Below are 13,668 nucleotides of genomic sequence, written 5' to 3' on the forward strand. Positions count from 1 at the left end.
GCTCAAATTCTAGGGATTAAATGGCGTATGAATTGTGTTAATCGCATCATCAAATCGCAAAGTTCGGCTTGATCGTTGCTGTAAGAAGCTCAGGTGGCTGTTCAGAGCACCTTGGTTCACAGCTGCGATAAACGTGAGCTTCAGGCAAATTAGCGAACCACAGGATCACGTTCTACAGAGGAAACTGCTGCGTTACCAAGGGGAACCCACACAACGGGCGGACACTTGGATTATCCAGATTTCGAGCGTGTCGTAGTCAGAGGTTGATTCAATAACCCTCGATCTCGCCGCCCTGTTGCCAGGGTTTGACCAGATTGCCAAAGCGGGTGAACTGGGCCTCGAAGGACAGTTCGACCGTGCCGATGGGGCCGTGACGCTGCTTGCCGACGATGACCTCGGCCTTGCCGTGCAGGCGTTCCATGGCCTGCTTCCACTCTTCCATCTTTTCCAGTTCGTGATCGCCGGGCTTTTCGCGTTCCTTATAGTATTCTTCGCGGAACACGAACATGACGACGTCGGCATCCTGTTCGATCGAGCCCGATTCCCGCAGGTCGCTAAGTTGCGGGCGTTTATCGTCGCGGTTTTCGACCTGCCGTGAGAGCTGGGACAGGGCCACGACCGGTATGTTCAGCTCTTTTGCAATTGCCTTCATGCCCATCGAAATCTCGGCGATTTCGTTGACGCGGTTGTCAGACATGCCACGGCAAAGCTGCAGATAGTCGATGACCAGCAGGTCCAAACCATGTGTTCTCTTCAATCGTCGCGCGCGGGCGGCAAGCTGAGAGATCGGCAGGGCAGGCGTGTCATCAATGAACAAGGGGCAGGCTTCCAACTCCTTGGCGGCGTCCACGAAACGGCGGAACTCGCCCTCGGTCATGTCGCCTTGGCGGATTTTGTGGCTGGAAATTTCCGAGGCTTCGGCCAGGACGCGGCCCGCCAGCTGCTCGGCGCTCATCTCAAGCGAGAAGAACCCAACCACGCCACCATCAATCGCACCTTCGCTGCCATCGGGTTTGGTGCCGCGCTTGTAGGCTTTGGCCACGTTGAAGGCGACGTTGGTCGCCAGTGAGGTTTTGCCCATCGACGGACGACCCGCCAGAATGATCAGGTCGGATGGGTGCAGGCCCCCCAGTTGTTTGTCGAGATCGGCCAGACCGGTGGAAATCCCCGCCATGCCGCCACCGCGCTGGTAGGCCTCGTTGGTGACGTTCACGGCTTCTGTGACCGCTTTGAGGAAGGATTGGAAACCCTGTTCGGTCTGGCCCTGCTCGGACAACTGGTAAAGCTGTTGCTCGGCCTCCACGATTTGTTCTTTCGGCTCGCTCGATACTTCGACCCGTGCAGCCTTGTCTGAAATGTCCCGGCCCAGTCGGATCAGCTCGCGCCGGATGGCAAGGTCATAGATCATCTGAGCGTAGTCATGCACCGCAAAGGCGCTGATCGATGCCCCGGCCAGCTTCACCAGATAGGCCGGGCCGCCCAGTTCCTTCAGACCCTCGTCTTCGGCCATGAAGGATTTCAGCGTAACAGGTGAGGCCAGCGCATTCTTGGCGATGCGTGTGGCTGCCACTTCATAGATACGGGCGTGGACCGGATCATAGAAATGCTCGGCCCCGATGATCGAAGCCACCCGGTCATACAGGTCATTATTCGTCAGGATCGCGCCCAAAAGCTGCTGCTCGGCCTCGATAGAGTGCGGCATCGTCTCCGGGTTTTGAATCTGTGCCGCTGCCTGCTCGATACTGCTGATCTCGTTCATTGCTGCTCTCACCGTCCCTTGGGGCACAGGTCATATCCGCCCCTCTGAGTCGGGGCAAATTGTATGTTTCTGGGGATAGATTGTGCATATCTCCCAACCCCATCATATTGAAGCATGATGGGGCGGGGCGTCAACATATTGTGCGATTTGTGCCTGCTGTGCAGTCACTGTTTCCGCTTCGAAAACAGTTGGCGCAACGTTAGCTTTTATGAGCTTCCTGCCAGCCGCGGGGGTCGTTCAGGAAGGCCTCAACACCACTAAGGGTTTCTTCGTCAAAGGCCTTTTGCGCCTTGGCCTCGGCCAGAACATCCCACCATGTGCACAGCGAATGCAGCTTCACGCCGTGATCGCCCAGCGTCTTTTCGGTCTCGGGAAAAATTCCGTAGTAGAAAATTACCGCCGTATGACCGCAAGTCGCACCGGTTTCGCGGATCGCATCGACAAAGGACAGTTTCGAGCCGCCATCGGTGGTCAGGTCTTCGACCAGCAAAACGCGCTCACCCTCGCTCATTGCGCCTTCGATGCGGGCGTTGCGGCCATAACCTTTGGGTTTCTTGCGCACATAGGTCATCGGCAGGGCCATGCGTTCAGCGACCATGGCGGCAAAGGGGATGCCAGCGGTTTCGCCACCGGCAATGTTGTCGAAGGCCTCGAACCCGGCATCCCGCATCACGGTGACAGTCAGGAAATCCATCAGGGTCGAGCGAATGCGCGGGTATGAGATCAGCTTGCGGCAGTCGATATAGGTTGGGCTGGGCAGGCCCGAGGCCAGGGTAAACGGCTCACGCGAATTGAAGTGAACTGCCTTGATTTCCAGCAGCATCCGTGCGGTCAGACGGGCGATTTCGGTGCTGTCGGGGAAGGAACTGGGGATCATGGCGCAAACCTCTGGGCTGAAAGGGTGTTGCAGGCTGATAGCCCGTCATTCAGGTCAGAGTCGAGAGGGAGCCAAAAAGAAAAGCGGACCTCCCAAGGGGTCCGCTTTTCGCCCTCACGGGCAGAGCGCCAAGGTGGGCTTAGCTGCTCATGTCGTAGGCGCGTTCCCCATGCACCGAGAGGTCGAGCCCGTTTGTTTCGGTCTCGGCGTCTACGCGAAGCGGTGTGATCAGCGCAACCATCTTGACCAGAACAATCGTGACAATTGCCGTAAAGACACCCACGATCACCAGCCCGCCCAACTGTGCGGTCCAGGTGCCCAGGCCGAACAACGCGATCATCAGCGTACCGAAGATGCCACCGACACCGTGGACGGCAAAAACGTCCAGTGTGTCGTCGATGTTCAGCTTGTTGCGGATGACGAACACGGCCTCTTGGCACAGGATACCTGCAACGCCACCGATGATCAGCGCCTGAACCGGACCCACAAAGCCCGAGGCCGGGGTGATCGAGGCCAGACCCGCGATGGTGCCAGTGACCAGACCAACCATCGAAGCTTTGCCAAAGCGGATGCGTTCCCAAAGTGCCCATGTTAGCGACGCGGTGGCGGCAGACAGATGCGTGACGGTCATGGCCATTGCGGCGCCTCCGTCAGCGGCCAGTTGCGAGCCGCCGTTGAAGCCGAACCAACCGACCCACAACATCGCGGCACCGACCATCACATAGCCGGGGTTGTGCGGGGGCGTTGTGCGATTGCGGCGCGGGCCGAGGATAACGGCGATAACCAATGCGGCCAGACCGGCGGTTTCGTGGACGACAATGCCACCGGCAAAGTCACGCACGCCGATCTCACCCAGAATGCCTCCGTCCGACAGCATTCCACCGCCCCAGATCCAGTGAACTACGGGCGCATAGCACAGCAGCATCCACAGGGCCGAGAAGGTTAGGACAAAGCCAAAGCCCACCCGCTCGACATAGGCGCCTACGATCAGGGCAGGGGTGATGATCGCGAATGTCATCTGGAAGGCAAAGAACAGGACCTCGGGCAGGGTGCCTGCAAGGCTGTCCACATCGACACCATTCAGGAACGCTTTGCCCAGACCGCCCCAAAGGCCGCTCTCACCGGGGCCGAAGGCGATTGAATAGCCTGCGACCAGCCACAAAATGCTCATCAAACAGGCAATCGAAAAGCAGTGCATGAAGACACTGAGGACATTTCGGGCACGGACAAGGCCGCCATAGAACAGGGCAAGCCCCGGTAATGTCATGAACAGGACCAGTGCAGTTGCGACAATGATCCAGGCTGTATCGGCTCCGTTCATGGGCCGCTCTCCTCTTTCTTACAGGGGCGCTGTTCTGTGCTTGCTCGTCACGGTCCGGCGCTGCTTGAGTGGTGTGCCGTGGGTTCAAGCGAAGAGAGGGCGAGGAAAAAAGAGGCAGCACGTCAAAAGGCCGCCTATTTTGGTGGCCTTTTTTCAACTGGCGACTATTTTTGCGCCTTTAGGGAGGGTCTGCCGTAAATTTAGGCGATGCGTGAAAGGCCGTCAGACAGCAGGTCAAGTGCGTGATCCCGGGCGGCGCGGCGAACGGCATCCCGCCCCGGCGCGCCGAATTCAACGGTTTCTGTGCGCGTTTCGTGACCCTTGGCGGCGAGGCCAAAGCAGACGCGGCCCTCGGGCTTGAATTCCGATCCGCCGGGGCCTGCGATGCCAGTGATCGAGACCGCCAGCTGCGCCTGCGAATGCGCCAATGCTCCTTCGGCCATCTCGCGGGCAACTTGTTCCGAGACTGCGCCATGGGCCGCCAGAGTGTCGGCCTGAACGCCCAGCATCTGCTGTTTGGCGGCGTTGGTATAGGTAACGAACCCTCGGTCAACCACGGCGGAGCTGCCGGGAATATCCGTCAGCGCGGCTGCGACCATGCCGCCCGTGCAGCTTTCGGCGGTGGCGATCATCACGTTTTGCGCTTTGGCGCGGTCCAGAAGGGTTGAAACGTTCATAGCCCCAGCACTCCGTGTGCAATCCCGGCAAGGATGAGGACACCAATTGCGGCCAATGCCCCCGCGATCACATCGTCCAGCATGACGCCCATCGCATCATTGCGCCGATCAGCCCAGCCAACGGGGCCGGGTTTGGTGATGTCGAAAAGGCGGAACAGGATGAACCCGGCAACCCAGCCCGGCCAGAGTGCGGTGATTTCGATCCCATGCACCCACGCCGGATAAGAGATTGCCCAAAGGGCTATGAACTGGCCTGCGACCTCGTCGATCACAATCTCGGACGGATCGTGATCCTCTTGTCCGGCTGTCATTACCCCGGTTGCCCATAGGCCGCCGAAAAAGGCCGCTAACGTGGCCAACGCAAGTAAAGGGAAGCCACCCAAACTATGCAGCACCCAGGCCAGAGGCAGCGCGGCCAGCGATCCCCATGTACCCGGGGCAGGGCGCAGATAGCCCACGCCGCAAACGGTTCCGATCAGACGCGCGGCGGTCATGCCTTCACCAGGCAGGCTGTGGCAAGGGATGCTATGCCTTCGCTTCGACCGGTAAAGCCCAACCGTTCAGAGGTGGTTGCCTTTACCGAGACCTGATCCGGTTTCAGCTTTAGAATGCGTGCCATTTCCTCGCGCATGGCCTCTGCGTGCGGGCCGATTTTTGGATACTCGCAGACCAGCGTGCAGTCGACGTTGGAAATTCGGTATCCCATCTGCCTGGACAGTTCGACCGCGTGACGCAAAAAGATCTCACTCGCGGCACCCTTCCATTGAGGGTCCGAAGGCGGAAAATGCTGTCCGATATCGCCCTGCGCCAAGGCACCGTAGATCGCATCCGTGACGGCATGCATTCCTACATCGGCGTCGGAATGCCCCTGCAATCCACGGTCATGCGGTATTTTCACCCCGCATAGGATCACATGGTCCCCGTCGCCAAAGCGGTGCACATCATAGCCATTGCCCAGCCTTACATCCATGTCTATTCCCATTATACGCTCCGCCCGGGCAAAATCCTCGGGTCGGGTGATTTTGATATTATCGGCATCTCCCGGCACGATCACCACGTTCACACCTGCCGCGCGCGCGACCTCGACATCGTCGGCGGCATTCCCGGGGTGTGCAGCGTGGGCGGCCACAATAGCTTCATAGTGGAACCCTTGCGGTGTCTGCGCGGCAAACAGTTGGCTGCGGTCTTGGGTGCCTGTCACAACGGCGTCTTCTCCGACCCACAACGCGTCGGTCACCGGCAGGCCGGGGGCGGTGGCCGAATGGACGTCCAAAGCCGACAAAACGTCCTGAATGATGCGGGGGGTGACGCAGGGGCGGGCGACATCGTGGATCAGGACACGCGTCACGCCAAACCCGGACAAGGCCGCCAGCCCATTTCGGACTGAACCCGCCCGGTCGTTGCCGCCGGAGGCCAATATCAGATCGGTCTGACTGAATTCGTCCCAGGCCTGGGTGTCTTCTTCCGATAACACCAAGACGATATGTTCGACCTGATTGCGAAACGCGTCGAGTGTCCAGTCTGCCACTCGTCGACCGGCCAATGGACGCCATTGCTTTGGCACATCCCCGCCTGCGCGCGTTCCGCGTCCTGCGGCGACAATGATGGCGGCGGTGGTCATGGGCGCGAACTCTCCTAACTTGGGCATTGTTTAGGGGGCGATGAATGAAGAGGCAATCACCCGCGTCAATCTGCCTAAAAAATAGGCAAGTGATGGTTTTGCAGGCTTGTCGGATGCCGTTTTCTTGTTCATATGCTGCGATTTCGATATCTAAATCGCAATTGCTCAAGGATTAGGCACATTGACCCTGCGTCTTGCTGAAAAGGAAGTGACCTCTCCGGTATTACTGGCCCCGATGGCCGGAATCACGGATCGCCCGTTCCGCGATCTGGTGATGAGGTTCGGTGCGGGTCTTGTGGTCAGCGAAATGGTGGCCAGCCAGGAAATGGTACAGGCGAAACCAGGTGTGCGCGAAAGGGCTGAACTGTCGGCTGATGTGGAAAACACCGCCGTTCAACTGGCCGGGCGCGAGGCGCACTGGATGGCCGAGGCCGCTCGGCAGGTCGCGGATCGCGGCGCGCGGGTGATCGATATCAACATGGGCTGCCCCGCCAAAAAGGTGACCAATGGCTACTCAGGCTCGGCGTTGCTGAAAACCCCGGATCACGCGCTGACCTTGATCGAGGCCGTGGTCGAGGCGGTGGACGTGCCCGTGACATTGAAGACAAGGCTGGGCTGGGATGACTCGCTGCTGAACGCGCCGGACGTGGCGCGGCGGGCTCAGGACGCTGGCATTCAGATGGTCACAATCCACGGACGCACGCGGTGTCAGTTTTACAAAGGGCGCGCCGATTGGCAGGCGATTCGGGCGGTCAGCGAAGCGGTGTCGATCCCCGTCATCGCGAACGGAGATATTGTGGACACTTGCGCCGCGCGGCAGGCGCTGGAGCGATCAGGCGCGAATGGCGTCATGGTCGGCCGTGGCGCACAGGGTAAGCCATGGCTGTTGGCACAGATATGTCACGACCTTTACGGCGCAGAGGCACCCAAGATACCTGAGGGCAAAGATTTGGTTGATATGGTCCGCTCGCACTATCAGGCGATGCTGGAGTTCTATGGGCAGGACCTTGGCCTGCGCGTCGCGCGCAAACATCTTGGCTGGTACATGGATGAGGCCGGTACAACTTCGCCCTTACGCCGGGCAGTTCTGACATCGCGTGATCCTGCCGAAGTGCTTCTCCTGCTGAAGGACGCATTGAGCACCAGTGTCGGGGTGGCCGCATGACCTCGGACCATAGCATCTGGGCGTCCTTGCCGGTTCCGACCTTCATCATAGACCCCGAGGACCGGATTTCCGACGTCAATTCGGCGGGTGAGGGGTTTCTGAATGCCTCACGCAAATCGGTGGTTGGGAATCCGGTATGGGATCTGCTGGCCGTGGATGCGCCGCTGGAGGAGGCGTTCTTGCGCGCGCGGCGCCAAAGTACGCCTTTGTTTGTCAATGACGTCGACGTAGGGTCGGGCAATCGGCCGCCGCTGCAGTGCGCGATGCAGATTGCGCCGCTGATGGGGTATCCGGGATCGATGATCATGACTATCTCGCCGCGCGAACTGGCGGGCCGGATGACGCTAGGAAATTCGGTGAAATCAGCAGCGCAATCCGCCATCGGGATGGCCGAAATGCTGGCGCATGAAATCAAGAACCCGTTAGCAGGGATTACTGGTGCGGCGCAGTTGCTGAGCATGAATATCTCGCAGCAAGACCTTGAACTAACAGATCTTATTGTGGCCGAGACACGTCGCATCGTAAAGCTGTTGGAACAGGTCGAGCAGTTTGGCAACCTGTCTGTGCCCGATTTCAAGCCTTTCAATATCCACGATGTTCTGGACCGCGCACGCCGGTCTGCGCTGCTGGGCTTCGGGGCGCATATGAAGATTATTGAGGACTACGATCCCTCTCTGCCATTGGCTTATGGTGATCCCGATCAGTTTTTGCAGGTGATATTGAACCTGCTCAAAAATGCGTCCGAAGCCGCTGATCCAAAAGGCGGAATCATTCGCCTCAGAACCTATTTTGAGCATTCCTTCCGCCTGCGCCGCAGTGACGGCTCGGGCCATTCGCTGCCGTTGCAGGTCGAAATCATCGATGATGGCCCGGGCCTGCCGGACAAGATCCGCAGCGATATTTTCGACCCGTTTGTTTCCGGCCGAGAGAACGGCACCGGGCTGGGGCTGGCGCTGGTCAGCAAGATTATCTCGGACCATGACGGTTGGGTGTCCGCTGAATCGGTGCCCGGACGAACCGTATTTTGCCTGTCTCTGCGGCGGGCACCCAAAGAGGAACATAGCAAGGAGAACACCTGATGGATGGCACAGTTCTGGTCGCTGATGACGACCGCACAATCCGGACCGTTCTGACTCAGGCCCTGACACGGGCCGGGTGCAAGGTGCATGCGACGTCGTCCTTAACCACGCTGATGCGCTGGGTGAGTGAAGGCAAGGGCGATGTCGTGATCTCGGATGTTGTCATGCCGGATGGCAACGGGCTTGAGATGTTGCCCAAGATCGCACAGGACCGGCCGGGCCTGCCTGTGATTGTGATTTCCGCGCAGAACACCATCATGACGGCTATTCAGGCGGCTGAGGCTGATGCTTATGATTATTTGCCCAAACCGTTTGATCTGCCGGATCTTATGAAACGCACAGCTCGTGCGTTGGACCAGAAACAACGCGCCCAGCCCGAACCGTCGGATGAGCCCGAGGGTCGCCCGGACGAACTGCCTTTGGTCGGGCGCACCCCGGCGATGCAGGCGCTGTACCGTCTGGTGGCCCGTGTGATGAATACGGATCTGTCGGTGATGATCTCGGGGGAAAGTGGCACCGGGAAATCCCTGATTGCGCGGGCCATACACGACTTCTCGGATCGGCGAACCTTGCCGTTTGTTACGGCGACAGTGGCGGACCTGCGCGATCTGGAGGGGCCGGCCCGTATTATGGCGCGCGTGCGGGGCGGTACCCTGCTGATCGATGAGATCGCCGATATCGACGACGAAGTTCAGGCACGGGTGGTCCGCATGATGGACGCGCCGGGTGACCACGTGCCGCGCTTCATGGCCACCAGCCAGACCGATCTGACCGAAGCGATGGAGACAGGGCGCGTGCGGCAGGATCTGTATTACCGCCTGTGTGGCGCAACGATCCATGTGCCGTCCCTGCGCGAGCGGGTGGACGACATCGTGCTTCTCGCCGATCACTTCCTGACCCGTGAGGAGCTGGAAACCGGCGCAAAACGATGGCTCAGCCCCGAAGCGATTGAGCTGATCCGCCGCTATTCCTGGCCGGGCAATGTGCGGCAGTTGGAAAACGCCATTCGCAGGCTTAGCCTGACCAGCCGATCCGACGAAATCTCACGCCTTGAGGTGGAGATGGTTCTTGGCAGCCAGCCCGAAGCCGAACCGGTGCTGGGGGGTGGTGAGCGCGAAAAGCTGTCAGCCTCGGTTGGCCGTCACCTGAGGCGGTATTTTGACCTGCATGGCAACATGCTGCCGCCTCCCGGCCTATATCAGCGTATATTGCGCGAGGTCGAAGCGCCGCTGATCGAAATCGCACTGGAAGCGACCGGCGGAAATCAGGCAAAATGTGCTGATCTTCTGGGGATTAACCGGAATACGCTGCGGAAAAAGATCACCGACCTAGATATTCAGGTGACACGCCGACGCAAACTGATGTAATATCGCCACACAAAACGTGGCATTCGGGTTCTCACCCGACAAGGACCACGACATATGGCGGTTCGTCGCGCAAGCGACACATCAGAATGAGGGCAGACGGTGGCAACCCGGGCACAGAACGGGCCATTCCTATCGATTAACCGGTGGCGCAAGTCCCGGAAATTGCGTAATTTCAGCACTTTTGGTTTGGTTATCCTTGGGCCCGCGCTGGCGCTGGCGACTTATCTTGTTATCGGTCCATTTGACCTGGGTGCAACGGCACCGACGCTGCGGCTGATTCTGCTGGCGGATTTGGTCTATGTGCTGGTCGTCGCGGCACTGGTGCTGGGGCAACTGGGCAACCTGATCGCGGCCAGGCGTGCCAAATCCGCAGGATCCCGGCTGCATTTGCGGCTGATCGGCGCTTTTACGCTGCTGGCACTGGTGCCGACCGTAACGGTTGCGATCTTTGCGGGGCTGACCGTGAATATCGGGCTTGAGGGTTGGTTCTCGGAACGGGTGCGAGAGGTCGTCGGGTCTTCTCTCACCGCCGCCGAAGCTTATGAGGAGGAACACCGCGAGGGCCTGACGCAGGACGCGACGGTCTTGGCGCGCTTTCTGGATAATGCACGCTCGCTGGATTATTTCATTTCGGACGGAGAATTGCGCGAGGTTCTGGCGCAAGGGCAGGCCCAGATTCAACGCGGCCTGCGCGAAGCTTATGTCATCGACGGAAGCGGTGAGATCCGGTCCCGCGGGGATCGGTCTTACCTGTTCAATTACGAGCAACCGACACCGGAAGAGATGATCGAGGCCAACGATCAGGGGGTGGCGATTATCGCGGATTGGGCGAACAGCGAATTTAGGGCTCTGGTCCCGTTGCAAGCCTTTGCTGATCGCTATCTTTACGTGAGTCGCGAGGTGGACGGGCAGTTGCTGACTCTGTTGGATGATACCAAGGAAACGGCGCAGTTTTATCGTCAGTTGGAAAGCGAACGGGGCCGGGTCCTGTTTGAGTTTGGCCTTTTATATCTTGGCTTTGCGGTGATTCTGATCCTTGCGGCGATGTCCTTGGGCATGTGGTTTGCAGAGCGGCTGTCTCGTCCTGTCGGGCGGTTGACAACTGCCGCACAGCGCGTCGGCGCCGGGGACTTGAACGTTCAGGTGATTGAAGAGGCCAGCGATGATGAAATCGCGATGTTGGGGCGTTACTTCAACCAGATGACCCGACAGTTGAAAGGCCAGCGCGATACGCTGCTGGAAAACACCCGGCAGATCGAGCGGCGCAGGCGTCTGTTTGATTCCGTACTCAGCTCGGTCACGTCCGGGGTTGTCGGTGTAGACCCGGATGGCTGTGTGACGTTCGTAAACCGCTCGGCCGAGCGGTTGCTCGATTGGTCCAGGGGTGAAGCGCATCTGGCAATTGGCATCGCCGTACCGGAATTCCTGCCATTGTTCGAAACCCTGAAAGATAGCGGGCAAGAGGCCGTTCAGGGCGAAATCAAGGTGGCGCGCAAGGGGCAGTTGGAAAACCTGCTGGTTCGCATGGCCACCCGACGTGGTGAAGATGGCGGGCTGGAAGGTTATGTTGTGGCTTTTGATGACGTGACCGATCTGGTCAGCGCTCAGCGCATGGCGGCCTGGGGTGATGTTGCCCGTCGTATTGCGCATGAGATCAAGAACCCTCTGACCCCGATCCAGTTGAGTGCCGAACGGATCAAACGCAAATTCTCGCGCAAACTGGATGAAGAGGATTGCGATACGCTGGAATCGATGACGGATGTCATTGTACGGCAGACCAATGACCTGCGGCGTATCGTGGATGAGTTCTCCAAATTCGCGCGGATGCCGGAACCGGATCGGCATGAAGAAAACATCGTGGAGTTGGTGCGTGAGGCGGTTTTGCTGCAGCAGGCTGGCCAGCCGGATGTTCAGATTGACGCTGAACTGCCGGAACAACCCATTCTGGCCGATGTAGACACGACAATGCTGAATCAGGCGCTGACGAATTTGATCAAGAACGCCGGTGAAGCAATTGAAACCCTTAAGGAAAAAGGGACTCCAGATGGTCTTGTGCCGCAAATCAAGGTTGCCATGACACAAGACGACGCCGGGACCCTGATCACGATAGCGGATAACGGTATTGGCCTGCCCGAAGACCGGGCGCGGCTGTTTGAGCCCTATGTCACGACCCGCGACGAAGGGACGGGTCTGGGGTTGCCGATTGTGAAGAAGATTATCGAAGAACATGGTGGAGCGCTGACATTGGAAGACGCGCCCATCTTTGACGGACAGGACCATTTCGGCGCAATGGCTGTCATCCGTCTTCCGGGGGCCTCAGGCGGCCCGACTTCAGCGCCACAGAACAAGGCGATTAAAACCAACAAACTGAAAGCAGGCCAGAGATGAGCGACATTCTGATCGTTGATGACGAGCGCGATATTCGCGAACTAGTGTCAGATATTCTTGAAGACGAAGGTTATTCCACCCGACTTGCAGGTAATTCAGATGAATGCATGTCGGCAATCAACTCCGAGCCGCCGGGATTGCTGATCCTTGATATCTGGCTGAAAGACAGCCGGATGGACGGGATTGATATCCTCAAGGCGGTGAAACGGGACAACCCGGATGTGCCGGTGGTGATTATTTCGGGCCACGGCAATATCGAAATTGCGGTCGCTGCCATCAAGCAGGGCGCGTACGATTTTATCGAAAAGCCCTTTAACATCGACCAGCTGATGGTGGTGATCCGCCGCGCGATGGAGACATCTCGCCTGCGGCGCGAGAATGCTTCGCTGAAACGTAAAGAGGTCAGCAGTTCGGATATGATCGGCAAATCAGCCGCATTCCGGGCAATGCAGGGCCAGTTGGACAAGGTGACGAAATCGAACGGGCGCGTCATGCTGAGCGGACCGGCTGGATCAGGCAAGGAAATTGCCGCGCGTTACATTCATGCTCATTCAAACCGGGCAAATGCCCCGTTTGTGACCGTGAATTGCGCCGGGATCGAGCCGGAGCGGGTCGAAGAGGTTCTATTTGGCCGCGAATCCACCGAGCGTGGCGTCGAGTCTGGCCTGCTGGAAGAGGCGCATGGCGGGGTTGTCTATTTCGATGAAGTCGCGGACATGCCGTTGGGGACTCAGTCCAAAATCCTGCGTGTGTTGGTGGATCAGCAATTCCAGCGTGTCGGCGGCTCGGACAAAGTGCGGGTCGATCTGCGGGTGATTTCGTCTACCAACCGCGACCTGGAAGAAGAAATCGCGGCGGATCGGTTCCGCGAAGAACTGTATCACCGTCTGAATGTCGTCCCGGTCGCGGTGCCCTCGCTGGAGGAACGGCGCGAGGATATTCCCATGTTGGCCCAGCATTTCATCGAGATGTGCAACGAAACGCAGGGTCTTCCGATACGCGAGTTGTCGGATGAAGCCGTCGCATTGCTGCAAACGATGACCTGGCCGGGCAATGTGCGTCAGCTCAAGAACCTGATCGAGCGTGTTTTGATCCTGGGCGATGGGACCGATCCGATCGAAGCGCGGGAACTACCGAGCGAAGAGGAAAAATCGGACGAAACCGGTCGCGTGGTCTTGTCCGGCGTGTTGGCGACCCTACCGCTGCGCGAGGCCCGCGAGGCGTTCGAGCGCGAGTATTTACTGACCCAGATCAACCGGTTCGGCGGAAACATCAGCCGCACGGCCAGCTTTGTCGGGATGGAGCGCAGCGCGCTGCATCGCAAGCTGAAGTCGCTGGGGGTGGTTACCTCGAACAAATCCGGGGCACGGGTCGCGCAATTGGATGAACCGGAACCGGCGGAGTAATCCGCCGG

Annotated in this window: 11 protein-coding genes; 5 read left to right on the forward strand and 6 right to left on the reverse strand. The window is 58.9% G+C overall.

All coding sequences use genetic code 11. The annotated features are described in order from the left end of the window. Positions 1 to 268: 268 nt before the first annotated feature. The 6 genes from ACP0GE_RS19140 to ACP0GE_RS19165 form a co-directional block, all read right to left on the reverse strand. A complete protein-coding gene (locus tag ACP0GE_RS19140) occupies positions 269 to 1,759 on the reverse strand; it encodes a replicative DNA helicase (RefSeq protein ID WP_424833493.1) in 1,491 nt (496 codons plus the stop codon). Positions 1,760 to 1,958: 199 nt separating this feature from the next. Next, complete coding sequence (locus tag ACP0GE_RS19145) at positions 1,959 to 2,636, reverse strand: orotate phosphoribosyltransferase (RefSeq protein WP_424833494.1); 678 nt, start codon at positions 2,634 to 2,636, stop codon at positions 1,959 to 1,961. 139 nt (positions 2,637 to 2,775) lie between these two features. Beyond that, on the reverse strand, positions 2,776 to 3,957 hold the full coding sequence (locus ACP0GE_RS19150) for an ammonium transporter (protein ID WP_424833495.1): 1,182 nt from the start codon (positions 3,955 to 3,957) through the stop codon (positions 2,776 to 2,778). A 200-nt stretch (positions 3,958 to 4,157) separates the two neighbouring features. Beyond that, a complete protein-coding gene (locus tag ACP0GE_RS19155; RefSeq protein ID WP_424833496.1) occupies positions 4,158 to 4,634 on the reverse strand; it encodes a CinA family protein in 477 nt (158 codons plus the stop codon). After that, positions 4,631 to 5,128 carry a phosphatidylglycerophosphatase A family protein gene (locus ACP0GE_RS19160; RefSeq protein ID WP_424833497.1) on the reverse strand — a complete coding sequence of 166 codons (498 nt, stop codon included), beginning with the start codon at positions 5,126 to 5,128 and terminating at the stop codon, positions 4,631 to 4,633. Before ACP0GE_RS19160 ends, ACP0GE_RS19155 begins: the two co-directional genes overlap by 4 nt. Then, positions 5,125 to 6,255, reverse strand: a complete 1,131-nt coding sequence (locus ACP0GE_RS19165) for a bifunctional 2-C-methyl-D-erythritol 4-phosphate cytidylyltransferase/2-C-methyl-D-erythritol 2,4-cyclodiphosphate synthase (protein ID WP_424833498.1) — start codon at positions 6,253 to 6,255, stop codon at positions 5,125 to 5,127. The genes ACP0GE_RS19160 and ACP0GE_RS19165 overlap by 4 nt, the downstream gene beginning before the upstream one ends. A 181-nt stretch (positions 6,256 to 6,436) precedes the next feature. Between ACP0GE_RS19165 and dusB the strand changes: the two genes are divergently transcribed. From dusB to ACP0GE_RS19190, 5 genes are all read left to right on the forward strand, one after another. Next, positions 6,437 to 7,420 (forward strand): tRNA dihydrouridine synthase DusB, encoded by a 984-nt coding sequence (gene dusB, locus ACP0GE_RS19170; protein ID WP_424833499.1) that lies wholly within the window; start codon positions 6,437 to 6,439, stop codon positions 7,418 to 7,420. Beyond that, on the forward strand, positions 7,417 to 8,499 hold the full coding sequence (locus ACP0GE_RS19175; protein WP_424833500.1) for a two-component system sensor histidine kinase NtrB: 1,083 nt from the start codon (positions 7,417 to 7,419) through the stop codon (positions 8,497 to 8,499). Before dusB ends, ACP0GE_RS19175 begins: the two co-directional genes overlap by 4 nt. After that, entirely contained in the window at positions 8,499 to 9,866 is a 1,368-nt protein-coding gene (locus tag ACP0GE_RS19180; RefSeq protein WP_424833501.1) for a response regulator, read from the forward strand. Before ACP0GE_RS19175 ends, ACP0GE_RS19180 begins: the two co-directional genes overlap by 1 nt. A gap of 99 nt (positions 9,867 to 9,965) precedes the next feature. After that, on the forward strand, positions 9,966 to 12,254 hold the full coding sequence (locus ACP0GE_RS19185) for an ATP-binding protein (RefSeq protein WP_424833502.1): 2,289 nt from the start codon (positions 9,966 to 9,968) through the stop codon (positions 12,252 to 12,254). Then, complete coding sequence (locus ACP0GE_RS19190; RefSeq protein WP_424833503.1) at positions 12,251 to 13,660, forward strand: sigma-54-dependent transcriptional regulator; 1,410 nt, start codon at positions 12,251 to 12,253, stop codon at positions 13,658 to 13,660. The genes ACP0GE_RS19185 and ACP0GE_RS19190 overlap by 4 nt, the downstream gene beginning before the upstream one ends. The last annotated feature ends 8 nt before the right edge of the window (positions 13,661 to 13,668 follow it).

The organism is Ruegeria sp. (assembly GCF_965243365.1).
Classification (GTDB): Bacteria; Pseudomonadota; Alphaproteobacteria; order Rhodobacterales; family Rhodobacteraceae; genus Ruegeria.